This is a genomic window from Agromyces sp. ISL-38 (assembly GCF_018613935.1).
GTDB lineage: Bacteria > Actinomycetota > Actinomycetes > Actinomycetales > Microbacteriaceae > Agromyces.
Genome location: NZ_JAGGPF010000009.1, coordinates 205456 through 230862, shown reverse-complemented (window position 1 = coordinate 230862; position 25407 = coordinate 205456). Strand labels below are relative to the sequence as shown.

The 25407-nt window shown below is 70.0% G+C and carries 30 protein-coding genes and 1 pseudogene; 16 read left to right on the top strand and 15 right to left on the bottom strand.

The features are described from left to right. Nucleotides 1-13: 13 nt before the first annotated feature. From J7E25_RS08530 to J7E25_RS08505, 6 genes are all read right to left on the bottom strand, one after another. Complete coding sequence (locus J7E25_RS08530) at nt 14-2413, bottom strand: LuxR C-terminal-related transcriptional regulator (RefSeq protein WP_214869712.1); 2400 nt, start codon at nt 2411-2413, stop codon at nt 14-16. Between the two features lie 9 nt (nt 2414-2422). Then, nucleotides 2423-3076, bottom strand: coding sequence for a response regulator transcription factor (locus J7E25_RS08525; protein WP_214869711.1), 654 nt, complete (start codon nt 3074-3076; stop codon nt 2423-2425). Beyond that, nucleotides 3073-4200, bottom strand: a complete 1128-nt coding sequence (locus J7E25_RS08520; RefSeq protein ID WP_214869710.1) for a sensor histidine kinase — start codon at nt 4198-4200, stop codon at nt 3073-3075. Before J7E25_RS08520 ends, J7E25_RS08525 begins: the two co-directional genes overlap by 4 nt. Nucleotides 4201-4205: 5 nt before the next feature. Next, nucleotides 4206-4955 carry a DUF2306 domain-containing protein gene (locus tag J7E25_RS08515; RefSeq protein WP_214869709.1) on the bottom strand — a complete coding sequence of 250 codons (750 nt, stop codon included), beginning with the start codon at nt 4953-4955 and terminating at the stop codon, nt 4206-4208. Nucleotides 4956-5053: 98 nt separating this feature from the next. Then, complete coding sequence (locus tag J7E25_RS08510; protein ID WP_214869708.1) at nt 5054-5281, bottom strand: hypothetical protein; 228 nt, start codon at nt 5279-5281, stop codon at nt 5054-5056. A 346-nt stretch (nt 5282-5627) separates the two neighbouring features. Beyond that, entirely contained in the window at nt 5628-7364 is a 1737-nt protein-coding gene (locus J7E25_RS08505) for a tannase/feruloyl esterase family alpha/beta hydrolase (RefSeq protein WP_214869707.1), read from the bottom strand. 307 nt (nt 7365-7671) lie between these two features. Between J7E25_RS08505 and J7E25_RS08500 the strand changes: the two genes are divergently transcribed. After that, nucleotides 7672-8208 (top strand): hypothetical protein, encoded by a 537-nt coding sequence (locus J7E25_RS08500; RefSeq protein ID WP_214869706.1) that lies wholly within the window; start codon nt 7672-7674, stop codon nt 8206-8208. A 137-nt stretch (nt 8209-8345) separates the two neighbouring features. Beyond that, nucleotides 8346-8960, top strand: a complete 615-nt coding sequence (locus J7E25_RS08495; RefSeq protein ID WP_251038890.1) for a histidine phosphatase family protein — start codon at nt 8346-8348, stop codon at nt 8958-8960. A 24-nt stretch (nt 8961-8984) separates the two neighbouring features. Here the strand turns inward: J7E25_RS08495 and J7E25_RS08490 are convergent, their stop codons facing one another. Beyond that, nucleotides 8985-9950 (bottom strand): YafY family protein, encoded by a 966-nt coding sequence (locus J7E25_RS08490; RefSeq protein ID WP_214869705.1) that lies wholly within the window; start codon nt 9948-9950, stop codon nt 8985-8987. Between the two features lie 26 nt (nt 9951-9976). Between J7E25_RS08490 and J7E25_RS18320 the strand changes: the two are divergent. Both J7E25_RS18320 and J7E25_RS08485 read left to right on the top strand, forming a co-directional pair. Beyond that, nucleotides 9977-10282, top strand: a pseudogene (locus J7E25_RS18320) (epoxide hydrolase N-terminal domain-containing protein); the annotation flags it as partial. A 79-nt stretch (nt 10283-10361) separates the two neighbouring features. Further along, nucleotides 10362-11156 (top strand): alpha/beta hydrolase, encoded by a 795-nt coding sequence (locus J7E25_RS08485; RefSeq protein ID WP_308164446.1) that lies wholly within the window; start codon nt 10362-10364, stop codon nt 11154-11156. A gap of 63 nt (nt 11157-11219) precedes the next feature. Here the strand turns inward: J7E25_RS08485 and J7E25_RS08480 are convergent, their stop codons facing one another. Next, nucleotides 11220-11378: a hypothetical protein gene (locus J7E25_RS08480; protein ID WP_214869704.1), complete on the bottom strand. Its 159-nt coding sequence runs from the start codon at nt 11376-11378 to the stop codon at nt 11220-11222. A 293-nt stretch (nt 11379-11671) separates the two neighbouring features. Beyond that, on the bottom strand, nt 11672-12553 hold the full coding sequence (locus J7E25_RS08475; RefSeq protein ID WP_214869703.1) for an intradiol ring-cleavage dioxygenase: 882 nt from the start codon (nt 12551-12553) through the stop codon (nt 11672-11674). 147 nt (nt 12554-12700) lie between these two features. On the opposite strand from J7E25_RS08475, the gene J7E25_RS08470 reads away from it, so the two are divergent. Further along, a complete protein-coding gene (locus tag J7E25_RS08470) occupies nt 12701-13291 on the top strand; it encodes a class I SAM-dependent methyltransferase (RefSeq protein WP_214869702.1) in 591 nt (196 codons plus the stop codon). Here J7E25_RS08470 and J7E25_RS08465 read toward each other — a convergent pair whose 3' ends face one another. From J7E25_RS08465 to J7E25_RS08450, 4 genes are all read right to left on the bottom strand, one after another. After that, nucleotides 13292-13771 (bottom strand): MarR family winged helix-turn-helix transcriptional regulator, encoded by a 480-nt coding sequence (locus tag J7E25_RS08465; protein WP_214869701.1) that lies wholly within the window; start codon nt 13769-13771, stop codon nt 13292-13294. Continuing rightward, complete coding sequence (locus tag J7E25_RS08460) at nt 13768-14187, bottom strand: EVE domain-containing protein (RefSeq protein WP_214869699.1); 420 nt, start codon at nt 14185-14187, stop codon at nt 13768-13770. Before J7E25_RS08460 ends, J7E25_RS08465 begins: the two co-directional genes overlap by 4 nt. After that, a complete protein-coding gene (locus J7E25_RS08455) occupies nt 14184-14648 on the bottom strand; it encodes an SRPBCC family protein (protein WP_214869697.1) in 465 nt (154 codons plus the stop codon). Before J7E25_RS08455 ends, J7E25_RS08460 begins: the two co-directional genes overlap by 4 nt. Before the next feature lie 71 nt (nt 14649-14719). Continuing rightward, on the bottom strand, nt 14720-15541 hold the full coding sequence (locus J7E25_RS08450; protein ID WP_215009148.1) for an EI24 domain-containing protein: 822 nt from the start codon (nt 15539-15541) through the stop codon (nt 14720-14722). A gap of 73 nt (nt 15542-15614) precedes the next feature. On the opposite strand from J7E25_RS08450, the gene J7E25_RS08445 reads away from it, so the two are divergent. Together J7E25_RS08445 and J7E25_RS08440 are read left to right on the top strand one after the other, a co-directional pair. Next, the gene (locus J7E25_RS08445; protein ID WP_214869695.1) at nt 15615-16478 is read left to right on the top strand and encodes an alpha/beta fold hydrolase; all 864 of its coding nucleotides are present in this window, start codon (nt 15615-15617) and stop codon (nt 16476-16478) included. Between the two features lie 72 nt (nt 16479-16550). Continuing rightward, nucleotides 16551-16892 carry a YciI family protein gene (locus J7E25_RS08440; protein ID WP_214869693.1) on the top strand — a complete coding sequence of 114 codons (342 nt, stop codon included), beginning with the start codon at nt 16551-16553 and terminating at the stop codon, nt 16890-16892. 46 nt (nt 16893-16938) lie between these two features. On the opposite strand, the gene J7E25_RS08435 is transcribed toward J7E25_RS08440, so the two are convergent. Next, nucleotides 16939-17595 (bottom strand): TetR/AcrR family transcriptional regulator, encoded by a 657-nt coding sequence (locus J7E25_RS08435; protein ID WP_214869691.1) that lies wholly within the window; start codon nt 17593-17595, stop codon nt 16939-16941. A 77-nt stretch (nt 17596-17672) separates the two neighbouring features. Here J7E25_RS08435 and J7E25_RS08430 point away from each other — a divergent pair, with 77 nt between their 5' ends. Next, nucleotides 17673-18977, top strand: coding sequence for a glycosyltransferase (locus J7E25_RS08430; protein ID WP_214869689.1), 1305 nt, complete (start codon nt 17673-17675; stop codon nt 18975-18977). Next, a complete protein-coding gene (locus J7E25_RS08425; RefSeq protein WP_214869687.1) occupies nt 18974-19645 on the top strand; it encodes a hypothetical protein in 672 nt (223 codons plus the stop codon). The genes J7E25_RS08430 and J7E25_RS08425 overlap by 4 nt, the downstream gene beginning before the upstream one ends. 18 nt (nt 19646-19663) lie before the next feature. Here the strand turns inward: J7E25_RS08425 and J7E25_RS08420 are convergent, their stop codons facing one another. Beyond that, a complete protein-coding gene (locus J7E25_RS08420; protein WP_308164444.1) occupies nt 19664-20776 on the bottom strand; it encodes a PLP-dependent aspartate aminotransferase family protein in 1113 nt (370 codons plus the stop codon). Nucleotides 20777-20948: 172 nt separating this feature from the next. Between J7E25_RS08420 and J7E25_RS08415 the strand changes: the two genes are divergently transcribed. The 7 genes from J7E25_RS08415 (at nt 20949) to J7E25_RS08385 (ending at nt 25376) form a co-directional block, all read left to right on the top strand. Then, complete coding sequence (locus J7E25_RS08415; RefSeq protein ID WP_214869685.1) at nt 20949-21617, top strand: DUF222 domain-containing protein; 669 nt, start codon at nt 20949-20951, stop codon at nt 21615-21617. Beyond that, on the top strand, nt 21586-22335 hold the full coding sequence (locus J7E25_RS08410) for an HNH endonuclease signature motif containing protein (protein WP_214869683.1): 750 nt from the start codon (nt 21586-21588) through the stop codon (nt 22333-22335). Before J7E25_RS08415 ends, J7E25_RS08410 begins: the two co-directional genes overlap by 32 nt. Nucleotides 22336-22369: 34 nt before the next feature. Next, nucleotides 22370-22561, top strand: coding sequence for a hypothetical protein (locus J7E25_RS08405; RefSeq protein ID WP_214869681.1), 192 nt, complete (start codon nt 22370-22372; stop codon nt 22559-22561). Next, complete coding sequence (locus J7E25_RS08400) at nt 22558-22977, top strand: hypothetical protein (protein ID WP_214869679.1); 420 nt, start codon at nt 22558-22560, stop codon at nt 22975-22977. Before J7E25_RS08405 ends, J7E25_RS08400 begins: the two co-directional genes overlap by 4 nt. A 63-nt stretch (nt 22978-23040) precedes the next feature. Next, nucleotides 23041-23745, top strand: coding sequence for an NAD-dependent deacylase (locus J7E25_RS08395; protein WP_214869677.1), 705 nt, complete (start codon nt 23041-23043; stop codon nt 23743-23745). Nucleotides 23746-23811: 66 nt separating this feature from the next. Next, nucleotides 23812-25032 carry an AI-2E family transporter gene (locus J7E25_RS08390; protein WP_251038889.1) on the top strand — a complete coding sequence of 407 codons (1221 nt, stop codon included), beginning with the start codon at nt 23812-23814 and terminating at the stop codon, nt 25030-25032. Beyond that, the gene (locus tag J7E25_RS08385; RefSeq protein ID WP_214869675.1) at nt 25032-25376 is read left to right on the top strand and encodes a cupin domain-containing protein; all 345 of its coding nucleotides are present in this window, start codon (nt 25032-25034) and stop codon (nt 25374-25376) included. The genes J7E25_RS08390 and J7E25_RS08385 overlap by 1 nt, the downstream gene beginning before the upstream one ends. Nucleotides 25377-25407 lie beyond the last annotated feature (31 nt).

The following is a 25407-nucleotide window of genomic DNA, read 5'->3' as shown; positions in this document are numbered from 1 at the left end:
GCGTCGCCGCTTGCTACGGTGCGATGACGTGCTCGACCCGGTCGTGGGCCCCGCGGGTCAGCTCGTCCGTCAGCTCCGGCGGGCACGCGGCGGATGCCGCAGCGGCGCCCGCCACCGCACCGAGCCGATCGAACGCGGCGAGGGTGGCGATGCGGTCGCCCCGCGCCCAGTGCGTGTCGACGAGGCGAGCGAGCACCGTGGTCTGATTGGCTCGATCGGCAGCGGCGTCCGCCGCCGCAAGGGCCTCCTCGAGGAATGGGACGCGGGCGTCGAGGTCGGCGAGACGCGCGCGGAGGAGCAGGCTGCGCGTGACGCAGCGGAGGTCGCCGAACCCGCGGAAGGTCGCGACGAGCTCGTCGAGGTCGTCGAGATCGTGGTGGCCGGCTGACGCAGGCGACGGCGAGGCGAATACCGCGGCCGTGGCGGCATCCGTTCGCAGCATCGCCTGCACGAGATGCGCGTGCGCGAGCTCGTGCGCATTGCCGGTGGAGCTGGCGTACGCGGCGCACTCGGCCGCCCATACCGCCGCCCGCTCGGGCTCGAGCCCGTCGGCGGCCGCGGCGTGCGCCATCATGAAGCGCGCGTTGTTCGCGTGCATCGCGTCGCCCGTGAGGGCGTAGCCGCGCATCGCCGACTCGAACGCGGCGATGGCGCCCGCCGAATCCGGGGGCGAGGCGTGGCGGAACGCGACGCCCCGCATCTGGCGCACCGCGGCGAGCTGCCACTCGTCCCCGAGTTCGATCGCCAGTCGCTCGGCCGTATCCAGGTGCGCGAGCGCATCGGGGAGCCTGTCGAGGTAGGCGTCGGCGAGCCCGGCGAGATGGGTGGCCGCGAGGCGGGACTGCGGATCGCCTGCGATGGCGAGTGCGCGCTCGGCGAGCTCGTCGACGAGGTGCACGTCGAGGAACGCGAGCCCGGTGCCGACTTCGAGCAGTTGCTGCGTCGACGCCGATGCGAGCACCCGCTCGTCGCGCGCCGCCATGGCGAGCGTGCGCACGCTGTCGACATCCGATCCGTACTGCTCGACGCCCACGGCGAGCGAGGCGGCGAGTGATGCGGCGAGAGGATGCCCCGCTGCGAGCGTCCACCGCACGGCGGCGTTCAACTCAGGGCAGAGCCGCTCCGACGTTCGCATCGCCTCGGCGCTGTCATCGGTGCGCGCGTGGCGGACGAACTCCGCGGCGACCATCGAGTGATAGGTCGCATGCTGCTCGAGCACCTCGCGCACGACGGCCGCATCGGTGCGCGCCCGCACGAACTCGCGCATCACCGCGAGCAGCCGGAACCGTCGCGGCCGCCCGCCGACCGGCACGATGAGCGAATGGTCGAGCAAGCGCAACACCACGCCCTCAGCGCCCGGGTGGGTGACCGCGACGGCGAGGTCGACGTCGAAGGTGCGCGGCAGGGCGGCGAGTCTGCAGAGCACGTCGCGTTCCTCATCGGTGAGGAGGTCCCACGTCCAATCGAACGCTGTCTCGAGGGTGCGATGACGGCCCTCCGGCACGGCCCGATCGAGCGTCGCGAAGTCACGGTCGAGTCGCGCGGCGAGCTCCTCGAGCGAGAGGTGGCGGGCGACCGCGGCGGCGAGCTCCAGCGCAAGGGGGAGTCCGTCGAGCCGGGAGCACACTCGGGCCGCGAGCCCGAGGTCGGCGGGCGACGGCGGCGCAACCGAGAGCTGCATCGGCGCTGCCGCAGAGCGACCGGCCGAACCGAGCCGGTCGAGGAACATGGCGACAGCCGCGGCATCCGGTCCATCTGCCAGCAGCGGCGCGAGGGTGAACACCGCTTCGGCGGCGTCGCCGATCGGCGTGCGCGAGGTCGTCAGTACACGGAGCCCGGTCGCGGTCGCCTGCACCCTGGCGATCACCTCGTCGACCGCGGGGCCGACGCGGTCGACGTTGTCGAGCACGAGCAGATACGGATGCGACGCGAGCGCCACCTCGACCGATGCGGCGGCATCCCTGCCCGGTCCCGCCTCCAGGTCGAGTGCCCGAGCGATGCGAGCGACGACGTCGGCCGGCTCGGCGTGCTCGAGCTCGACCACCACGGGCACATGCTCGCTGCGGCTGGCGAACTCGAGGGCGAGGCGGGTCTTGCCGACGCCGCCCGGTCCCACGATGGTCACCCAGCGGTGTTCGTCGAGCACGTGGGCGATGGCCGCGAGCTCGGCGTCTCGTCCGACGAAGGCATTGCGCGGCAAGCGGACGGATGCCGCGCGCTCGCGCCGTTCGCCCGCCGCGGCCATGAGCTCGGCGCGGGTTTCGGTGCCGAGTTTGCGCTTCAGGCTCGCGATATGGCTCTCGACGGTGCGCACGGAGATGAACAACTCCGCGGCGATCTCGGGGTTGGTCAGGCGCCGCTCGATGGCGGCGAGCACCGCGCTTTCGCGTGGGGTCAGCGACTGCCCCTGCACGGCGACAGTCTACGACCGGCGTCGGCTCTCGTGCGCCCAGATTGCGACCTCCACCCGGTTGCGGGCGCCGATCTTGGCCATGACGCTCGAGATGTGGGTCTTCACCGTGCTGAGCGAGATGTGGAGCTCATGGGCGATCTCGGTGTTGCTGAGCCCGCGCGCCACCGTCGCGAGCACGTGCTCCTCGCGCTCGGTGAGCGGTTCGATCGGCTGTGGCGGCGGCCCGGCCGGAGCGGAGCCGGCGAACGCCTCCAGCAGCCGTAGCGTGACGTTCGGGGCGATGAGGGCGTCGCCGCGGGCGGCCGCGTGCACGGCCTCGGTGAGCAGGGCCGGCCCGGCATCCTTGAGCAGGAAGCCGCGTGCACCGGCGCGGAGCGCCGCGTAGACGTACTCGTCGAGATCGAAGGTCGTGATCACGACCACGGGCAGCGGATCCGCGACGCCCGGCCCGGCGAGCGCGCGGGTGGCCTCGATGCCGTCGGTGACCGGCATCCGGATGTCGAAGAGGCACACGTCGGGCCGGATGCTCCGTGCGAGCGCCACGGCCTCGGCGCCATCGGCGGCCTCGCCGACCACCTCGATGTCGGGCTGCGCGTTCAGGATCATCCGGAGCCCCATGCGCACGAGCTCCTGGTCGTCGGCGATGAGCACGCGCACGGTCATGTCGACCAGCCGCTTCGCGGGAGCACGGCGGTGACGATCCAGCCGCCGTCGGGCGCGGGGCCGGCCTCGCACGTGCCGCCGAGGAGGGTCGCGCGTTCGATCATTCCGGTGATCCCGTACCCCGGAGCCGCGGATGCCGCGGGGTCGCCGTCATCGCGGACGTCGAGCCGGATCCCGGCGGCGTCGGCGTGCACGATCACGTCGACGCCGGTCGCGTGCCGAGCGTGTCGCCTCGCGTTCGTCACCCCCTCCTGCGCGAGTCGGTACACGGCGGCGCCGATCGTGGGCGGCAGCTCGTCGACGTCGCCGGTGAGCTGCACGTCGACGAGGGGCCCGCCGGGCTCCGACCGCGCGAGCCGTCGGAGATCGGCGATCCCCGGGCCGGGCGCCGTCTCGGCTGCATCCTCACGTCGAAGCATCCGCACGATCGAGCGCATCTCGGCGAGGGTGCGGGACGCCTCGCCCTCGATGACCCGCAGCACCTCGGCCGCGGCATCCGGATCCGCCGCTGCCACCGCGGTGCCGGCTTGCGCCTGGATCGCGATCGCCGAGACGTGGTGCGCGACGGTGTCGTGGAGGTCGCGTGCGAGCTGTTCGCGTTCGAGCAGCTTCAGCCGATCGAGCTCGCGAGCCCGTGCTGCGGCGCGCCAGCGCAGGGCCACGCCGAGGGTGATCGTCATGACGACGACGGCGACGGAGCCGATGATGTCGCCGAGGGTCGTGGGGCCGAGCGCGAGGGTGAGGGCGCCGCATCCGACCGCGATCGCCGGACCGATGAGCATCGCGCGGCCCGTGCCCCAGCGCATCACCGCGTACACGAGGACGAGGGGGTAGGCCGTCGACGCGAGCTCCGGCTCGCTGATCGCGATCGAGAGCGTGGTCATGACCGTGAACACGATCACGAGCATGAGCAGCGGTCGGATGCGACGCCAGAGCAGCGTCGGAACGAGCGCGATGAGCACGACGACCCAGAGCACCCGCCACGGCACGTCGGGCCTGGCCGTCGCTTCCAGCACCGCGAGCGGCGGGAGCACGCCGACGAGCACCCAGTCGCGCCAGACTCGACGAGGTGGTGGCGGCTGGGCGGCCGGAGCCTCCCACACCGAGCGGAGGGGGCTCGTCATGTCCCTCATGATAAGCGTGCACTCGCAACCGTGGATCGGCCGGAAGTACGGGATGCGCGGCCGGAGCCGGTGGCGCGCCGGCGGATGACGAACTCGGCCACGGCAAGGTTGATCACCCAGCCCGCGCCCATCAGCACGGCGTGGGTGCCCACGTCGGGCGGTCCGAGGATGATCGACCACGGCAGGAGCGTGAACACCTGGGTGCCGGCGCCCATGCCGATCGCGTAGGCGCGGGTCATCCACGCACTGTGCGTGCGCACGTCGCCCTTGCGGATCGCGACGAAGGCCACGACGATGCTCGCGGCCATCGCCGAGCCGAACACGAGCCGCAGCACGAGCAGCGCCTCGCCGTCGTGTGCGGGGAGCGTGTAGAAGAGCGCCATCCAGATTCCCGTGAGTGCCGTCAGCAGGCCGGCGGGGGCCACGATCCGCCCCGCCCTGCGGTGCCAGCGGTGCCGGCGCAGCGACGGCGCGAACTGGAGCGCGCCGAGCAGGCTGAACACGGTGACGCTGACGATGTGCACCACGACCGGCACGGGCGAGTCGAAGAAACGCGTGTTGTCGGCCGCGACGGCGCCGGTCGCCAGCTGGGTGAGGCGCGACGCCCCCGCGGCGACCGGCACGAGGCTGAGCAGGATGAGCCCGGTGGGCGCTAGCCACTCGCGTCGCGGCGTACGGGCCGGCGTGCGGGTGGGTCCTCCGCCGGGAGAGGCGTTGGCGTGCGGCGCGGGCAGGAGTTGGGATGCTTCGGTCATGCCTCGATGCTGGCGGGCTCCGCTGCGTACGGCATCGACCCTTCGGCTCGAATCCCCTCGGCCGATCGACTGAGACGGGGACGATCGGCCGGCCCGTGTTACGACAGTGCGTAGCGCGGCGGCGGCTGCAGCGGGCGCAGGCGCCGGGGGAGCAATGCGCGGATGCCGCGGCGCGGGCTCGGGGCATCCGTCATCCCCTCGGCAGCGTGCGCGGCCGCCTCTGCCTGGCGTTCGTTGATCACACGGCGGCGCTCGAGTTCGATGAGCAGCTGTTGCTCGGCATGCCGGGCCAGTTCGAGCGAGACGTAGCCTTCGCTGAGGTACATGATCGGATCCTTCGGGTGGTGCGAGCCGACGAGTCGGGTGATTGGATGTGCCCAGCGTGCTCCCGTGGGGCATGCGCCACATCCGTGCAGAACACGGAGTTTTCCTCAGTGTTTGCACTGTCCGGTGGTCCAGCAGTCCGGTGGTCGAGTAGGACGCGATGCGCTCGTATCGAGGCCACCTTGCTGCTGCGCATCGCCTAGTCGTGTCTCCTCACCAGTGCCGCGGGTAAGGGCCGGCTTGGGGTGTGTCGCGTAACGCGCGCATCAGCACGGGACGAACCTGCGAGCCTGTTGAGTTGCGACGAAGGGGCACATTCGGCTGACCCGATGTGCCCCTTCGTGCGGCTCAGTTCTCGGAATTCGTACCATCCGAGCTGGGCTTGCAGGCGAAGCTGGTCGCGTCCTCGATATCGCCGCCGACATAGCGCGCGACGAGCGGGTACGGGCACAGCGGTCGGCTGCGGTCGGGTGCCCAGGTCGTCGGAACCTCCGCGTTCACGCCGCCCGGGTTGCCTGCGCCGCGGGCGGTGGCAGTGATCCGGTCGGGAGCCTGGCCGTACTCCACCCACTGGATGAGGGCTCCGAGGCCGTCGAACTGATCCGTTGCGGGGCCGCCGCGCACGTGCCCCATGCCTGGGACCTCGAAGTAGCGCACGAAGTCCTCTGCCTTGTTCTTGTACGCCTTGTCGAGCTGCTCGTACCAGCGGGCGGTGTCGTCGGGGCTGAACACGCCGTCGGCGGCGCCGTGGGCGATGATCATCTTCGCGCCCGAATCGCGCATCACGTCGAGGTCGGTCGGGTTCGGCGGCGTCATGAACTCCATCGCGCTCTCGGTGTAGAGCTCATTGCTGGCGTAGATGCGGTCGGTGTCCGTGTCGATGTCGAAGCTCAACGCGTAGCCGAGTGTGTCGGCCAGCATGCTCACGTCTTCCGGGGGCGTCGAGAAGATGAAGCCGACGGCTACCGGGTCGCGTTGCGCGCCGACGCTGCTGTCGAACTTCCAACCCGCCCAGCCGGTCTGCGTGATGCCCGGATCGAACGGGAAGGAGGTGTAGACGGGCTCGCCGTTGCTCTTGCGCGCTCCGGCGAAAACGCGCTCGACGACGACCTTCTGCTCCGCGGTCAGACAGGTGCCGTCCCGGCCTGCTGCACAGGTCGGGACGTCCCACTGTACGTCGAAGGACTTCTGGCAGCGCTCCGAGTCCTGCACCATCCCGTCCTTCAGTCCGTCCAGTCCATCGCAGCGTTCGAGGATCGCCGCGGCGACAACGGTGCGCTCCGCAGGTGTGAAGGCGGTGTCGAGGTCGTTGATGTCGGTGGCCACTGTTGCCCACTGCTGTGCACCCCAGAGCTGCGCGACCGCCGCCAACGGCAAGTCGAAGCCCGGTGCCACCGCGAGGAATCCGTCGTACTGGTCGCCGTAGCGGGCCGCCGCCACCATCGTGTGCCGGCCGCCGTTCGAGCCGCCTGCGATGTAGGACGTGTCAGGCTGCCGACCGTATGCGGCTTCGACGAGGTCCTTGGCCATCGGGGTCAGGGTGCCGACCGCTTGATAGCCGTAGTCCAGTCGAGCCTGCGGGTCAAGGCCGAACAGCGGATTCTGGCTGCGGTTGTGTCCGGCGTCCGAGCTCAGCACAGCGAAGCCCATCTGCAGACCGTTGCTCAGTTGCCCGCCGGTGATGCTGCCGAGTGCCGGTGATACGGCTCCGTCGGTGCCGCCGTTGGCCTGGTACAGGAACCGCCCCGCCCACGCGGCCGGAAGCCGCATCTCGAAGCCGATCGCGTAGGTCTGTCCATCCACCGGGCTGACGCGCTCGTTCATGGTGCCGGTGACGAGGCAGTGCTCGCCGACCGGTTGGCCTGCGTTCGTGAGCGCGCCGGCCGGAACGATGGTCGCCGACACGATGTCGGTCGCCGCGTAGTCGAATCCGGCGAGGCCGGCGCATTCCTGCAGAGTGCCGGGCACTGCGGGATCGACGTGCGTGTCGTGCTTGTCCGGAGCCGCCATGGCTGCGACCGGCGCAGAGGCGAGCAGCGCCGCTGCCACGCCGACTGCCAGTACGTGTTTCAGGTACCGCTTCATCGGGGGGTTCCCTCCTCATCGAGGTGTAGCTCGCGACGGTGCGAGTGGATCCAGTAGAGCAGCGACGAGACGGAAATTCAACAATTTCATGACGACCGTTATAATTTTCTTGACAATGGGGGGAATGCGGGGCCGCGATTATCAGGCGGTGTGCCTTGGCGAACGCGTCATCGTGCTGTCCAAGTTGCCGACGTGGGTGCACCCAGGCGGATCGGCTGGATATCCGCGAGATGTCCACTTGGTAACAGTGCGGCTCGAGCTCGGCTCGTCGCCCCCGATCGGCATCCGACAGCCGTAGAATCTGAAAATGGAGCCACCAGGCAGCACCACCCTGGTCGTGGTGGGTGAAGAGACGGCGAGCGCGATCCGTTCGCTCGAGCGGTTCGCCAATGTGCAGGCCGCCTCGTTCTCCGGTGAGTCCGATGCCGAGGTGGCGCGCTGGTCCATCTCCACCAGTGCCCCCTACGTCGTGCACGATCGTGACCCGCTCGGGCACGTCGCCGCGGCCTGGGTCGAGTTCTTCGACGACCAGTCGACCTACGGCGTGCTCGAGCTCGAGATCGAGCGGGCCGTCGAGGCCGCCGAGCGGCATGCGATCAGCGTGCCCGACTACTACGTGGTGCTCCACCCCGAGTCGCTGCCCACGACGTGGATGCACTGGTGGCTCGGCGTGCTCGCCGACGCGTCGCCGACCCGCGTCATCCCGTGGCCCGACGCCGACGACTCACTCGCGAGCTTGTTGCGCCACCTGCCCACCGGTCGCCCGTGGCCCGAGGTCGAGTCCTGGCTCCCCCGCGTCGCCGGCAGCGTGCCCGACCGGGTCGGCCTGCACGGACCGCACTGAGACACTGAGACTCCGCTGCTCGCGCGTGTCCACGCTAGGTGTGCCGGGTGACGTAGGGAAGAACCGCAGGTGACCGGATGCCGCTTGCCGGATGCCGCAGATGATCTGTTCAGCTCACTCGCCCTAGGGTGGAGCGCATGGTGCTTTCTCTCATCCGCCACGGACAGACCGACTGGAACCTCTCGGGCCGCATGCAGGGTCGCACCGACATCCCGCTCAATGCCACCGGACGGGAGCAGGCGCGGGCCGCTGCGGCGCTGCTCGGTGACCACCCGTGGCATGCCGTCGTGAGCTCGCCGCTCGGGCGCGCACGCGAGACGGCGGAGATCATCGCCGAGCACCTCGGGGTGCGGTTCGGCGGGAGCTACGACGAGCTCACCGAGCAGGACTTCGGCGTCGCCGAGGGCACGCTCGTGTCCGAGCTGGACACCCGCTGGCCGAACCGCGACTTCGAGGGCATGGAGCTCGACGAAGAGGTGGGGCCTCGCGGCATCCGCGGCCTCGAGCGCATCGTTCTCGACCACGACGGCGGGAACGTGCTCGTCGTCGCTCACGGCACGCTCATCAGGCACACGCTCGCCACCATCACCGGCCACGAGCCACGGCACTACCCGAAGCTCGAGAACGCGTCATCGTCGCTCGTCGAACGCGGCGACGTGGGATGGAACGTGCGCACGGTCGCCGGCGCGGACTTCGCCGAGGTGCTGCGCGGCATCGAGGAGCGCGCAATGGAGCTGCGGCTCGCGAGCTGAGGAGCCGCCTCGAATTGACAAACGTCAGGAATCGTCGACGACGCGCGCCGCGCGGACGTACCGCTCGGAGTACGTGAGCAGCAAGGGCCGCAGCTCGGCTGGCGACTCGACCGTGAAGTCCATGCCGAGCATCCCGATGTAGGCCGCGATCGTGTCGAGGCTGTCGGCGCCCGTGACGAGCACCGAGGTCTCGTCGTCGATCGACTCGACGACGCCGACGGCGGGGTTGATGCGGGCGAGCACGGCCTCGGCGGGCGCGGCGACCCGGAGGCGCGCATGCACCTTCCATCCGCTCGCGGCGATTGAGCGCATCGCGAAGGCGGTGTAGTCGTCGCCCGGCAGCGACACGGGGGAGAAGCGGCGGCGCGTCGGCATCCGCGGCTCCATCCAGTCGGCGCGGAGGGTCTCCCAGGTGTTCGCGGAGGGGTCGCGAGCCACGAGGTACCAGCGGCGCTGCCAGCTCAGCAGGCGGTACGGTTGGACGAGACGCGCAGCGCCCCGGTAGTCGAAGCGCAGCCACTCGACGTCACGGATGGCGCCGGCGATCGCGCTGAGCACGACGGGGTCGACCTCGGGGTCGGGGGCATCCGTGCCGGTGTTCTCGGGCGCATGCTCCGTGGTCGTCGCGAGCGCCGTCACCATCGGCCGGAGGCGTGAGGGCAGCACTTGCTCGAGCTTCGCGAGGGCGCGGGCGCTCGACTCCTCGATGCCGGTGATGCCTCGGGCGGCACGCAGGCCGATCGCGACCGCGACGGCCTCCTCGTCGTCGAGGAGCAAGGGCGGCAGCTTGCCTCCGGCGCCGAGGCGGTATCCGCCCGTGGCGCCGCGCGTGGCGTCGACCGGGTAGTCGAGCTGCCGCAGTCGGTCGATGTCGTTCCGGATGGTGCGGGGCGAGACGCCGAGGCGCATCGCGAGCTCGCTGCCCGACCAGTCGGGCCGAGATTGCAGCAGCGAGAGCAGGGCGAGCAGGCGAGCGGCGGTGTCGGACATCCGGAGAAATTCCTCTGGCATTAGGAATGGAACGTGCCTATATGAACCGTAGCGTGAGGGACATGGAAACCACCACCGAAACCAGCATCCGCCCCTTCCGCATCGAGGTCGCGCAAGCCGAGCTCGACGACCTCATGGAACGCCTCGCCCGCACCCGGCTCCCGCAGCCCGCACCCGTCGACGACTGGGACTACGGCACTCCGAACTCCTACCTCCGTGAAGCAGTCGACCTGTGGCGCTCGGGCTTCGACTGGCGTGCGCAGGAGGCCCGCATCAACGCAGTGCCGCACTACATCACCGAGGTCGACGGTCAGACGATCCACTTCATCCACGTGAAGTCCGAGCACCCCGGCGCGACGCCGTTGCTGCTCGCGCACACCCTACCCCGGGTCATCCGTCGACTACCTCGACATGATCGGCCCGCTCGTCGACCCGGTCGCGCACGGCGGCCGTGCGGAGGACGCCTTCGACGTCGTGATCCCGGATGCCCCTGGCTTCGGCTTCAGCGCGCCGGTCACCGATCGCGGCTGGACCACCGCCCGCGTCGCCCGCGCCTACGACACCCTCATGCGGCGCCTCGGCTATGCCGAGTACGGCATCCACGGCTCCGACAACGGTGCGATGGTCGCCCGCGAGCTGGGCCTCCTGAACCCCGACGGCTTCCTCGGCTTGCATGTGCTCCAGCTCTTCTCGTTCCCGAGCGGCGACCCGAGCGAGTTCGAGCGGCTCGAACCGCAGGACTACGCGGGACTCGAGCACATGCAGTGGTTCCAGTCGGTCGGCGGCTACAACACGATGAACGCGAGCCGACCGCAGACCGTCGCAGCTGGGCTCAGCGACTCGCCCGTCGGCCTCCTGGCCTACAGCGAGCTGTTCAACTCGTTCGGCAACGGCACGTCGCTCGTGTCGCTCGAGCAGATCCTCACCGAGGTGACCGTGAACTGGTTCGCGAATGCCGCTGCCGGCATGAGCCGCGCCTACCTCGAGAACGCGCGTGCCGAAGCCGAGCCGCAGGTCAACACGGCGCCCACCGGCGTCGCCGTGTTCAAGGACGACTTCCAGACGATCAGGGTCTTCGCAGAGCGCGACAACTCGAACCTCGTGCACTGGAGCCGATTCGACGAGGGCGGCGGCCACTTCGCCGCGCTCGAGCTGCCCGAGGTCGTGGCCGGAGACATCCGCGCCTTCTTCGCGGCGCTGCGCTGACGGGAGCGCGTCGAGCGGATGCCACGGCACAGCGCCCGTGGCATCCGCTCGTCGGCGCGGTGTCTAGGTCGGGCGCTGCACGGTCGTCGGCGGCGGCGATCCCGGCGCCGCTGCGGGCGGCCGGGTGTCCATGAGCTGCGTGATGTCGATGGGCTGGGTGGCCGGGAGTTCGATCGCCGAGGGGTCGACCTGCGGCGCCCCGACAGCGGTGATGAGATCCATGATCCCGTCGTCCTTTCACTCAGGGGATGCCTGCGGCGTTCGGCTTGCCTCGCTGAGTCGGGAAGCGGGCGGCAGGCGCCCTCATGGCACCTGCCGCCCGATCAGCTGAGGCGGCCGGCTCGGCTGCCCCCAATCGAGCCGCCGACATCTCACCTTCCGATGCAGTCGGTCGGGTCCGAGAAGCATCCGTATGACACATTCACGGGTCGCACAAGCTCTGTGGGGGACCAAAGTCCCATGGAGTCACGACGACGTCGTGACCGGCGGATGCCGCGTGGCGGCACCCGGCCCGCTCACACGCCGATCGTGAGCGCCGCGGTGTAACCGGCCGACGCCGACCCCGACATGCTCGCGATCTGGTGGATGCCGCCGTCTTCGCCGAAGACGTTGTCCGACGCGAGGCTCGTCGAGTTCATGTTGCGCACGCTCTGCTCGTAGCCAGACGTGGCGTAGACCGCGTCGCAGGCCTCCTTCGGCAGCGCGATCTGCGACGTCTTCACGATCGGACCCGATGCCACTGCGGTCGCGACATCCGAGTAGACCTCGAAGTGGATGTGCGGCCACCGGCCGGCGTACGCGGCCGGGAAGATCGACGTGAAGCTCACGGTTCCGGTCGCGTCGGCCTCCTGCACGCCGCGCAGGTAGTTCTCGTTCTCGACTCCCGAGCTGTAAAGCGAGTAGTCGCCGTCGCGGTTGCAGTGCCAGAGGTACACGGCGGCGCCTGCCATCGCGTTGCCGGTGGCCGCCTCGCGCACCGTGAGGTTGATGTTCAGCGGCACGCCGGGTGCCGTGGTCGTCGACGAGCCGAAGCTCGAGCGGATGTCGCTGCGAACCACCCCCGAGTCGTCGAGTACGTCGACCCCGTTCGATCCGTCGCCCGGGTACGGGCCACCCGTCTCGTCGGGCACCTCGGTGAGCGGCTCGGACGACGCGGTGGCCTCGGGCGTGGCGGTCGCCGACGCCGATGCCGAGCTCGACGGGCTCGCGCTCGCCGTCGGCGTCGGCGAGGCGGAGCACGCGGCGAGCAGCGAGGTTGCCGCGATGCCGCCGAACAAGCCGAGCGCCTTCCGGCGGTCCACGAGCGTGCGGATGTCGTAGACGAGCCCGCGGTCCTCCTCGTCGATGATCTCGTCTTCGGCGTCGCGCCACCGGGTGTCTGTTGCGTCGTTGGTCATGGGGAGTCCTCTCGTTCGGCGTCGAGTCGAATCAACTCCATGTTGCTCTCGGTGCGCCCTGCGCCTGCTCTGCACTTCCTATGTGCCTGCAGTGAGCAATCCGACGACCGCTCGCCGGAAGTCTCACGTACGCGGTACGGTGCGTGCATGGTCCTCATCGACGACGATGCGCTCGACGAGCTCGAGCGCGAGTTCGTGTCGCGCGTGCGCGGGCGGGTGCTCGAGATCGGGGCGGGCGAGGGCGAGAACTTCGGTGCGTTCCATCCTGATGTCGAGTGGGTCGGCCTCGAGCCCGACGACAAGCGTCGTGCCGAGCTCGCCACGCGTGCGCGCGAGTGGAAGCACTCGGCGGTTCCGCTCGATGCGCGGGCCGAGTCGATCCCGCTGCCCGACAACGCGGTCGACGCGGTCGTCGGCACCTACGTGCTGTGCTCGGTCGGCGACGTCGACGCCACGCTCGCCGAGCTGCGTCGCGTGCTCGTGCCCGGCGGGCGCATCGTCCTCGTCGACCATGTGATCGCACCGCCCGGCACCCTGAAGCGCCTGGTGCAGCTCATCGCGACGCCGTGCTCGAAGCGGTTCTGCCACGGATGCCACTGGGATCGTGATCCTGAGCCGGCCCTCGAGGCGGCGGGGTTCATCGGCAGCGACATCCGTCGACTCAGAGTGCGGTCGATGCCGTTCGGGCCGGTGCCGATGCTGCTCTTCGACGGCCGGGCGCCCCTCGACGCATGCTAGCTAGCGGGGCTCCGGATGCCGCGACGACGACCGCAGACCGTCGAGCCGGCGGAGCGCATCGGCGAACCCGGCGACGTCGTCGCCCAATCGCCCGAAGTAGTCGTGGTCGGTCGCCTCGACGGCGGCGTTGGCGCGGTTCGCGAGCTCGGCGCCGGCGTCCGTGACCGCGAGCGCCCGGGCCCGTGCGTCATGCGGGTGCGGCCCTCGAACGACGAGCCCCTTCGTCTCGAGGGCGCGGAGCACTTGCGAGGTCATCATCGGGTCGGTGCCGGCGAGTTCGGCGAGTTCGCGCTGGGTCACGGCCCTATCGGAATCCAGCCAGGTCAGCGAGGCGAGCAGCACGAATTGCACGTGCGTGAGGTCGAACGGCGCCAGCGCCGCCCGTTGTGCCGCCTGCCAGGCGTTGGTCACCCGCCAGAGCAGCAGGCCGGGGCTCGCAGCCGCGTCGTCGAACTCGCTCGCCAGTCGGCGCGCGCTCATCGGTGCAGCGCCGAGCGCATCGCGTCGAGCAGCACCGCGGCGTCGTCGTCGGTGAGGGGTATCAGTCCGCGGCGCAACTGGTATCCCCAGTTCGGCTGCGCCGTGAGCGCGAGTCGATCGCGGACGGTGTCGATGTCGACCGGCGCGACATCCTCCCAGTTCACGCGGCGCCGGAACGGGCGGAACTCGCCCTCGTCGGCCTGCCAGATGACGTCGTCGGCGACTCGCCCGATGGCGGTGAACTGCTTGAGCGGCACGCCGTCGCGGAGTCGTTCGGTCGGCGAGTAGTACGCGAGGAGGTCTCCGGGCTTGATGCGCGCGAGGCCGGCGCGCTTGCCGTGGCCGATCTGGGCGATGCCGAGGGTCAGGCCGCGTCGCACGTGCTCGGCGGAGGCCACCCCGAGCCAGGCGGTCACGGTGCCGCCCCCGTTGACCGAGGCTCGACCGCGGGCTGCTCCGCCTCGACGAGCGCGACGAGCCGCGCGAGGTCGGCTGGCACGGCGTCGCGGAAACCGCTGCCCATGATCGCGGCCCAGACCGGGGCGAGCGGGCCGTCCATCGTGACGAGCACGCTGAGCTCCACGCCGTCGGCCACTGGCGAGACGAGATGCTGGAACACGAGCCTCGCGCCGGGGAACCTCGCGGTGTCGGTGTACTCGCGGCCGGACGCGCAGGCGCTCACGATGAAGCGCGTGCGGGGGCCGCCCTTGGGCTTCAGCACGCCCTCGGCGCCGGTGCGGACGGGCCCGTCGACGCGTGCCCACTCGGTGTCGGGTGACCACGTCGGCCAGCTTTCGTGGTCGACCCACCGAGCGAAGAAGGCGTCGGCCGAGGCGGTGGAGCGGGCAGTCGCGCTGCCCAGGATCTTCGTCGTCATACGAAATAGTATGCGCGCTTACTAAATAATGGTCAAGTCCGGATCCGCTTCCCGAACCTCCAGGTGTTCGGCTAGTGCGGTGGTGGGGGCGGCGAGGTCGGCTCGGCACGCGCGGCGCTGGCGCCGCCGGCGCTGCCGGCGCGCGCGCCGGCGCCGCTGGCAGCGGCAGCGGCGTCGAGTGCCGACCGGGCGAGCATCGTCGAACCCGCGACGGCCGCGGGCATCGTGAACACCGCGCCAAGCGGCACCATGAAGAGAAGCTGCGTGGCGACGCCGAAGCCGAGCAGTTGTGCCCCACGACCGCGCAGCACCGAACGCCGGGCGGTCGAGCGGATGCCGCGAGCCTCGAACGCCCGTGCCGTGAGCTCCATGGCGAGCAGCCGCCCCGACAGGATGACGCCGAGTGTGGGCGCGAGCACGGCGCCGACGATCGGGATGACCCCCGTGGCGACGACGACGATCGCGGCGAGCAGTCCGATCGCGATGAGGCGACCGGAGTCGAGGATCGACCGCCACAGTCCGGAGCCCTGCTCGGGCACCTCGCCGCCGAGCTCGAGCTCGACCGCGCGCCAGATGCGCTCGTAGAACGGGTCGCCGACGGCGAGGGTGAGCGCCGTGAACGTCACGGCCGCGAGCACGATGGCCGCGGCGAGCACGATGGCGCCGATCGCCCCGCGCACGAGAGCCGACCACGGCTCGTCCCAGTCGTCGGCGAACGGGGTGAGCCAGTCGGTCAGCCCCGGCAGGCTGAGTCCGAGGGCGACGAGCGCGGCGAGCACGGCGATGAAGACGATCGCCGCCGGAATGAGCCCGAGCAGCATGACCGCCGGCCGTCGCCGCCAGAAGCCGAAGCCGCGCAGCAGCATTCCGACGCCCGAGAAGAAGCCGCTCATCACTCGCACCAGCCTAGGCTGGCATCCCGAGCACCCGATTCAGGCGGGAGTCCTCGACGGAGCAAGGAGCAGCATGGTGATCGAGCTCGACGTGCGCCTCGATGACGGGCGAGTGCTCCGTGCGTACGACAGCGGGCCCGATGCCGGTGGGCCGGATGCCGGCGGGCCGGATGCCTCGGCCCGGCTCGTGCTCGTCTGGCACCACGGTTCGCCGCAGACCGGCGCCCCGCTCGACCCGGTGCTCGAGGCGGCGGCGGCTCGCGGCATCCGCGTGCTCTCATATGGGCGGCCGAGCTACGGCGGTTCGTCGCCGAGGCCCGGGCGGGATGTCGCATCGGCGGCGTCGGATGTCGCGGCGGTCGCCGATGCGTTCGGTGTCGACCGGTTCGTGGTGATGGGGGCATCCGGTGGCGGGCCGCACGCGCTCGCCTGTGCCGCGCTGCTTCCCGATCGCGTGGCGGGCGTCGCGACGCTCGCGAGCATCGCGCCGTACACCGACGAGTTCGACTGGTTCGGCGGCATGCGTTCGCCCGGCGCCCTGCGAGCCGCCGTGCAGGGTCGCGCCGCGCGCGAGCGCTTCGCCGAGACCGACGAGTTCGATCCCGAGCAGTTCCTGCCGGCCGACTTCGCCGCCCTCGAGGGAACCTGGTCGTCGCTCGGCGCCGACGTCGACCGAGCCGAGGCGTTCGGCGTCGACGGGCTCATCGACGACGACGTCGCCTTCGCGTCGCCGTGGGGATTCGAGCTCGGAGCGGTCGTCGCGCCGGTGCTGCTCGTGCAGGGTGAGCTCGATCGCGTGGTGCCGCGCAGCCACGCCGTCTCGATGCTCGGCCGGCTGCCGAACGCTCGGCTCTGGATGCGGCTCGACGACGGGCACGTCTCGGTGCTCGACGTCGTGCCCGACGCCATGGACTGGTTACTCGAGCAGGCCCGTTGACCCGGTGTCGAATTCGCGCGTGCCGTTCGTCGTGTGTGTAAGAGACGATTCGACCCATCGATTGGAGCACCGATGCAGTACATGCTGTTGATCTACGGCAGCGAAGAAGCGTGGAACGACCTGGCTACCAATGGCCAGGAGGCGCTGGATGCCGCCCATCGCGAGGTGTTCGCAGACCTCACCGCTTCCGGCGAGCTCGTCCTTTCCAACGAACTCAACCCAAGCGGCGCGAAGGTCGTGCGACGCACCGGCGACCGCCTGCTCGTCACCGACGGGCCGTTCACCGAGTCGAAGGAGATGATCGGCGGGTTCTACATCGTCGACGTCGAGGGCGTCGACCGGGCGATCGAGATCGCGGGACGGCTCGAGGAGACGACGTTCTCGCAAGTGGAGGTCCGTGCCGTGATGCACTGACCCGCGGAGCCCATGGGCATGGGTCGGAGGGTGCTTCCGCCGGCAGCTAGCGGAGCAGCAGCCGCGCGAGCGCGTCGGACATCCACTCGGCCAGCGCGGCATCCGTCCATCCGTGCCCGGCGGTGTAGCTGAGATAGCTCTGCGGACCGAACTCCGTCGTGAGCACGGCCGTCGCCTGCGCGATCGTGAGGTCGGTGCGCAAGGCGTCGTGATCGGCGAGGGCACGGATGACGCGACCGAACTCCTCGACGCGGCGCGACTCTGCCTGTGTGTAGACGTCGGCGACATCGGGATCGGTCTGCGCGGCCACGCGCGCCGTCTCGGCAACCGCCGCTGCGCGGGAGTAGACCGGCATCGACCCGCGCACGAACGATGCCAGGGCATGGCGGCCGTCGCTCGACTCGAGTGCCTCTCGGAACCAGTCGCTGTCCTCTGGGCGCTGCACCGGGAGCCCGTCGTCGGACTGGCCCATCACGGCGACGCCGAGCAGTTCTTGGAGCAGTGCCGGTTTGGTGCCGAAGACGAAGTACACGGTCTGAACGGCCACGCCGGCCCCGGCGGCGATCGCTGCCATCGTCGTGGCGTGATACCCCTTCGCCGTGAACTCTGCGCGTGCCGCCGTGAGGATGCGCGCGCGAGTGCGGCCCGCTCGTTCCTTGCGGCTGAGGGGTGCGGGAGCGTCTGGAGTCTTGTGGGCCGTCATGGTGAGGTCTACTCTACTAGAGGTGATCACTAGTAATCGCATCTAGCCATACTTCCGGAGCCCCGAGGCGGCGCAACATGAAGATCCTCATAGCGACCATGCCCTTCTCAGGGCACTTCAATCCACTCACAGGAGTGGCGGCCCGTCTGCTCGACCGAGGGCACGAAGTGGCCTGGTACACCGCGCCGAGCTTCGTGCACAAGGTCGAACGCCTCGGCGTGACCGCGTTCCCCTATCGGCGTGCCATCGAGGTGACCGACGAGAACATCGGCGAGCTCTACCCCGAGCGGGCGAAGCTCAGGGGCCCGAACCGGCTCGCCTTCGACTTCGACAAGGTCTTCGCGGCACCCGTGCGCGACCATTTCCTCGACATCCGCGAGATCCGAGACGAGTACCCGTTCGAGCTGCTCGTCTGCGACGCGGCCTTCTTCGCCGCGACCATCGTCGCCCGCGCGCTCCACGTGCCCGTGTACGCGGTGAATCCCGGTCCATCCGTGTACCCCGCAAGCGACGTGCCCCCACCTTTCTTCGGCCTCCGGCCGGCGCGCGGGCCCATCGGGCGCGTGCGGGACCGCATCGTCTGGCGTCTGGTGTACGGCTCGCTGAAACTCGGGCTCACGTCGTTCAACGACGCGTTCGCCGTCGCCGGACTGCCCGCCGTCGAGGAGCGCGACGTCTTCCGTGTCGTCGAGGAGACGGCTACCCGCATCTTCCAGGCCGGCGTCCCCGAGACCGACTTCCCGCGCTCCGAATCCCCGCCGAACACGATGTACGTCGGTGCGCTGCTTCCACAGAGGGCGGATGCCGCGGCCCCACTCGATCCGCGGATCACGGCGTGGAGCGGGCCTTTGGTCGTGGTTTCGCAAGGCACCGTCGACAACCGCGACCTGTCGAAGCTCATCGCACCGACGATCGAGGCGCTCGCCGGAGGAGACACGCTGGTGGTGGCCGTCACCGCCGGTTCCGGCACGGCGGCGTTGCGGCGGCGTTACCCGCTGCCCTCCGTGATCGTCGAGGACTTCATCGACTTCCATCAGCTCTTCCAGCATGCCGATGTCTTCGTCTGCAACGGCGGCCACGGCAGCGTGATGCTCGCGCTGCAGTACCGCGTGCCGCTGCTGCTCGCCGGCACACGCGAGGGGAAGAACGACATCAATGCCCGTCTCGCCTACAACGGTGTCGCGGTCGACCTGCGCACTGAGCGTCCGTCTCCCAAACGCATCGCCGCCGGCGTTGCGCGCGTACTCGCCGATCGAGGGCTTCAGGAGCGGGCGCGTGAGATCGGCGGGATCCTCGATGGGTACGACTCGCTCGGCCTGGTCGAGGCGGCGCTCGCCGAGGATTTCCCCGCAGCCGCACCCCAACAGATGGAGTCGACATGAACCCGCCAACCTCCAGCCGACAGACGGCGCCGCCGTCTGTCATCATCGCGGGCGACCGGCGGGCCGGTGTCTTCGCCTACACGGCCGGGCTCGTCGGGATCATCACCTCGATTGCGCTCGGCCTCATGTACGCGTTCGAGATCCCGATCACGACGAGCCCTCGTGTCTTCGGACCACTCAGCGATCTCGGCGGCGGGCTCTACAACCTGCTCGTCATCCCCGTCGTCGTGCAGCTTGACCGGCGCCTAGGGGGCTCTGCGGCTTCTCGGTTCGCGCTCGTCGTTGTGGTGGTGCTCCTGGTGGCAGGGGCTGCAGGTTCGTTCCTCCTCGTGGCCCGGGCCCTTGACTTCGTGCCCGCCACCATTGCAGCGGTGGCGGCGCTCGCGGCCTTGGCCGTGTGGCTCGTTGCAGCCGGCGTCAAGCTCGGGAAGCGCGGCGACGTCCCCCGCCTGCCGGCGAAGTCGGGTGTGCTCATGGGCGCCGCGTTCCTCGTCGGTGTCTCGGTCGTCGGGCTGGGGTTCCTGGTTCCGGGCGGGTGGATGCAATGGGTGGTGTTCAGCCTCGGCGGGTTCCTCGGCTTGGTCGGCTGGGTCGGCACGCCGATCTGGTTCCTCGTGGCCGGACGAGCGCTCAGGACCGAGGAGATCCTGGTTCCAGCCGAGGCCTAGGACCCCGCGCCGCGCTCCTCAGCGATCCGCCTCGGCCAGCGAGTCGAGCGCTCCCACGAGATCGCGGTGCAGGTCGTCGACGTGCTCGAGTCCTACCGAGAGTCGCACGAGCCCTTCGGGAATCGTGGGCTGCTCCAATGGCCACCGGCGGCGGCGCTCGAACGTCGACTCCACGCCGCCGAGGCTCGTGGCGTGCACCCAGATGTTCGTGCGCTGCACGAGTGCGTCGGCCGGCTCCGCTCCGCCGCGCACGACGATCGAGATGATGGCACCGAATCCCGGGTAGCGCACCTCCTCGAGCTCCGGATGCCCTGCGAGTCGCCGCACGAGCTCCTGCGCGTTGGACTGCGCGCGCTCCAGCCGCACGGGCAGCGTGCGAAGGCCGCGCAACGCGAGGAACGTCTCGAGCGGTGCCGGCGTCGCGCCGAACATGGAGCGGTGCGCCAGGACCGCGTCGGCATGCTTCTCCGAAGCCGCGATCACGGCGCCCATGAGCACATCGCTGTGCCCCGAGATGTACTTCGTCGCCGAGTGCACCACGAGGTCGGCGCCGTGTTCGAGCGGACGCTGCAGCAGCGGCGTCGCGAACGTGTTGTCCACCACGGCGAGGGCTCCGTGCTCGTGGGCCGCTCGCACGATGGCAGGAATGTCGGCGACCTCGAGCGCCGGGTTCGTCGGTGATTCGAACCACACCATCGCGGCATCCGCGCAGGCATCCGTCACCGCTTCGATGTCGGTGATGTCGACGAAGACGGCCTTCGCGCGGCCCTTCGCCTCGAGCTCCATCAGCATGGCGACCGTGCCCGTGTAGGAATGGCGCGGTGCCACGACCGTGCCGCCCGGCGCGACCAGGTCGAGCACAGCGGCCATCGCGGCCATGCCGGAGGCGAACGACACGCAGTGTCCGCCCTCGAGGGCGCCGAGCGTGTCTTCGAACGCGGTCCACGAGGGGTTGCCGTACCGCCCGTACTCGAGCTCGCCGCCCGCGACGTACGTCGAGGTGAGATGTACCGGCACGCTCATCGGCTCGTCGGGCGTGTGCGGCGGACGCCCGGCGATGATGGCGACGGTGTCGGGGTGCAGCGCCGGCGCGTCGGTCGTGTTCGCATCGAGCGAATTCGCATCGGGCACGAGGTCCTCCAAGGGCAAGCGAAGGCGAGCGGATGTCGCGGGGCTGCGCCCGCACGCACGGCCAGCGTATCCCGCATCGCGTGCAGCCCACGTGCGAGCGGGGTCGGGTCGGAGCGCCCGGGAGTTCTCCACAACCATCGAATACATGTTCGAATTCCGTTAGAATGAACGCATGCATGGTGGTGACTCGAATGGCTGGTCAGATGGCTATTCCGAGCACCACGAAGCGGCGATGGAGGGCGATGCCCGCTCGCCGTACGCGATCGCGCAAGACGGTTTGTCAGAGCTCATCGAGGCGGCCGTGCAGGCCCAGCGCGTCGAGGCGATGAATGCGGCGATGCAGGTCGACGTGCTCTTCCTCACCGTTGGCCACGCTTTGCGCTGCGAGGAGGATTTCGTTCCGAACACGCTTTCTCCGCAGCGTCGTCGCGAGATGGCCCATCGCAGCGTGACGGCCGAACTCGCGACCGCCCTGCACGTGCCCGAGCGCACCATGGAACGGCATATCTCCGAGGCATGGGCCCTGTCCACCACGCTGCCGGCTACCTTGCGGGCGATGCGCAACGGGCAGATCAGCCCCCGCCACGCCGCGGTCATCGTGCAGGAGACCGATGACCTCGACGATGATCCCGGCCTGCGCGCTCGGCTCGACGAGCGGCTCGCCCTCATCGCCGCCGGCACCACCGCCGCGACCCTGCGACGCAGGGCTCGCTCGTTGCGTGACGAACTCCGTATCGAGTCCATCGCAGCCCGTCACCGTGCGGCCCGCGCCGAACGCCGCGTCGAGCTCGAGACCGAGCGAGACGGGCATGGCGTGGCTGCACGCATTCCTGCCCGCTGAAGACGCGCTGCTCATCAAAGACCGGCTCGATCGCATCGCCCGATCAGCCGGTGATGGCGAGGGCGGCGGCGCTGGTGACGCCCGATGCCGCGATCAGCTCCGGGCAGACGCGACCCGCGACCTCCTGCTCCACGGCAGGCTCCCGGCCGAGTCGGTGTTCGCCGACGCTGCCGCGACGGTGCACCCCACCGTGCACGTGACGGTGCCGGTTCTGACGCTCTCCGGCGATTCCGCCGAACCCGGCGAGCTCGACGGCTACGGACCGATCGACGCAGAGACCGCATGCAGGCTTGCCGCGAAGGCACCGTCGTTCACGCGACTGCTCACGCACCCGGTGTCCGGCACGGTGCTCGACGTCGACCGCACGAGCTACCGGCCGCCGGCAGATCTCAAACGGTGGCTCGAGGTTCGTGATGGCAGCTGCCGGTTCCCCGGCTGCAATCGACGCGCGGCCGGTTGCGAGGTCGATCACAGCGTCGACTGGCAGTACGAGGGTCGTACGGCATTCGACAACCTCGCCCATCTCTGCAGGCTTCACCACCATTTGAAGCACGAGTCGTCCTGGTCGGTGCGGCACGAATCGGGCGGTGTGCTCGAGTGGACGTCGCCGGCCGGGCGCAGGCACCTCTCCCATCCGAAACGCAGGATGCCGGTCGGCACCGACTCGATCGGCCCGCCACCACTCCTCGAGACGACGAACGAATCACCGCCGTTCTGAGCCGAGCATCGGAGCCCTCGGCTAGCCTCGAACCATGAGTCGGAACGTATGGACCGTCATCGGCGTCATCGCCGCCGTCATCATCGCGTGGATCCTCGTCGATGTGGCCTTCCATGTGCTGTGGTTCGTCGCCAAGCTCGCCATCGTCGCGGTGGTCGCGGTCATCGTGTTCTTCGTGCTCCGCGCGCTCGTGCGGCGGCCCGGTGAGAAGTCGATCGAGCGATGAGCCCGAGGCCCGGCGTCCCGCGATCCACGCCGGCGCGAACGCTCGGGCGCATCGCCCTGGCATCCGGCCTCGTCTTCGCCGGCACCAGCCACATCTTCTGGGCACGGCGCGAGTTCCGGGCTCAGGTGCCCGACTGGGTGCCGATGGACGCCGACGCGGTCGTCGTCGCGTCGGGCGTCGCCGAGATCGGCCTTGGCGGCGCGCTGCTCGTGCTGCCTCGGGAGCGCAGGCGGATCGGCGCGATCGTCGCGGCCTTCTTCGTCGCCATCTTCCCCGGCAACCTCGCGCAATGGGCCGGCCGGCGGGATGCCTTCGGGCTCACGAGCGACCGGGCGCGGTTCATCCGCCTGTTCTTCCAACCCCTCCTCGTCGCCCTCGCACTCTGGTCGACGACGCCGAGCGACTCGAGCCGCTGACCTGATCTCCAAGACACGTCGGATGCGCCCGGGAGCACACCCGACGAGCGGTGTAATGGAGTCATGCAGTTCGTCGTCCTGACCGGTGCCGGGATCTCGGCCGAAAGCGGCGTGCCCACGTTCCGCGACGCGGGCGGGCTGTGGGAGGGACACCGCGTCGAAGACGTCGCGACGCCCGAGGGATTCGCACGCGACCCCGACACGGTGCATCGCTTCTATGACGCACGGCGGCGCGCGGTGGCACAAGCCGAGCCGAATACGGCGCACCTCGCGCTCGCCCGGCTCGAGCAGGTGCTCGGCGACGATCTCCTCGTCGTCACGCAGAACGTCGACGACCTGCACGAGCGCGCCGGATCCCAGCGAGTCGTGCATATGCACGGCGAACTCCTCACGGCGCTCTGCGAGGCGTGCGGCGACCGCGCTCCGCATGCAGCCGACCTCATCGAACGGCCCTCGTGCCCGAACTGCGGCGAGCGGATGCTCCGGCCCGATGTCGTCTGGTTCGGTGAGATGCCCTACGAGCTCGACCGCATCGACGAGGCGCTCCTCCGCTGCGACCTGTTCGCCGCGATCGGCACGTCGGGCGGGGTCTACCCGGCAGCGGGATTCGTCATGACCGCGACGGAGTTCGGCGCCAGCACGATCGAGCTGAACCTCGCCGCGAGCGAGATCACCCCGCTCTTCGACGAGGTGCGGCACGGGCCCGCGAGCATCGTCGTTCCCGAGTGGGTCGAGGAGCAGCTCGCGGCGATTCGCGCGGAAACGTGACCATAGCGAATCGTCGACGTCCCGCGAGGGGAAGCGAGGGGCGCCGCGGACCCGTAGGGTGGCGGAATGCGGCTCTCCAAGCGACCTGACACGACCCCGCTCGAACCCCCGCGCGACGGCGCCGTCGACGGCGATATCGACGACGTCTCCGCCGGCGCGTCCCTCGGCTCCATGTGGAACGATCGCCTCGGTCGCTGGTCGACGCGGAGCCTGCAGGTGCTCATCGTCATCGCGCTCGCGGCTCTCGCCGTCTGGGCGCTCGTGCAGGTGAAGCTCCTCATCATCCCCGTGCTCATCGCGATCATCCTCGCCGCTGCGGCGGCTCCGCTCATGCGGTTGCTGCGGCGCTACGGCCTGAGCTCCCTCCTCGCGGCCTGGATCACGCTGGTCGGCGGCATTCTCGTGCTCGGCGGCGTCGTCACGCTCATCGTGCTCGCCGTTCGCACGCAATGGCCCGAGCTCCTGGCGTCCGCGTACGAGGGCTTCGACAACCTGATCGTCTGGCTGCAGACGCTGCCGTTGCCGATCGATCAGGAGCAGATCGCCGCCACCCGAGACGCGATCGTCGACTTCTTCACGAGCGCGGAGTTCGGCACCGGGGCGCTCGCCGGGGTGTCGGCGGCGGCGGAAGTGCTCACGGGTGCCCTGCTCGTCGTGGTCGTGCTCTTCTTCCTCCTCAAGGACGGCGACCGCATCTGGACGTTCTTCCTGCGTCTCTTGCGCGGAGCCCGGCACGAACGCGGCCGCCGGATCGGCGAGACGAGCGTCAAGGTGCTCGGCGGCTACGTGCGCGGCACCGCCGTCATCGCATTCGTCGACGCGGCCGCAATCGGCATCGGCCTCGCCATCCTGCAGGTGCCGCTCGCGCTGCCGCTCGCGGTCATCGTCTTCCTCGGCTCGTTCATCCCGATCGTCGGTGCCACGATCACCGGGATCCTCGCCGCCCTCGTCGCGCTCGTTGCGAACGGCCCGGTCGTCGCCCTCATCGTCTTGGCGATCGTCGTCGGCGTGAACCAGCTCGAGGGCAACTTCCTACAACCCGTCGTCATGGCGCAGTCCCTGAAGCTGCATCCGCTCGTCATCCTCGTGGCGCTGACTGCCGGCACGATCCTCGCCGGCATCGTCGGCGCCGTGCTCGCGGTTCCGATCGCGGCGGTGGGCTGGGCGATCATCAAGGTCTGGGAAGGCCCCGACCCGTCGATCGACGAACGACGGTCGCTGCGCCGACGACGACTCGCGGCCGAATCGGAAGCGCCCGGCACAGCCAGCGGAACCCCGGTCGCCTGATGTTCACCGCGGTTCGAGGATCCGACCTGACGATCGGCGCCGGGCGCACCGTCAAGTTCGAGGGCCAAGCCTACGGATCGGGCGTCTCGTTCTTCCTCGTCGACAACCAGCCTGGCCAGGGTCCCGACCTGCACCAGCACCCCTACAGCGAGACGTGGGTGGTGCTCGAGGGTGAGGTCACGGTGACCGCCGACGGCGAAGACCACCGGGCGGGTGTCGGCGACATCTTGGTCGTGGGGCCGCGCACACCGCACCGTTTCCGCGCTGAGGGCTCGGGTACCCTGCGGATGATGTGCATACACGCGTCGCCGCACATCGAGCAGGAGTTCCTCGACGGCGAGTGAGCCGTGCATCGACCATCGACCATCGACCGAA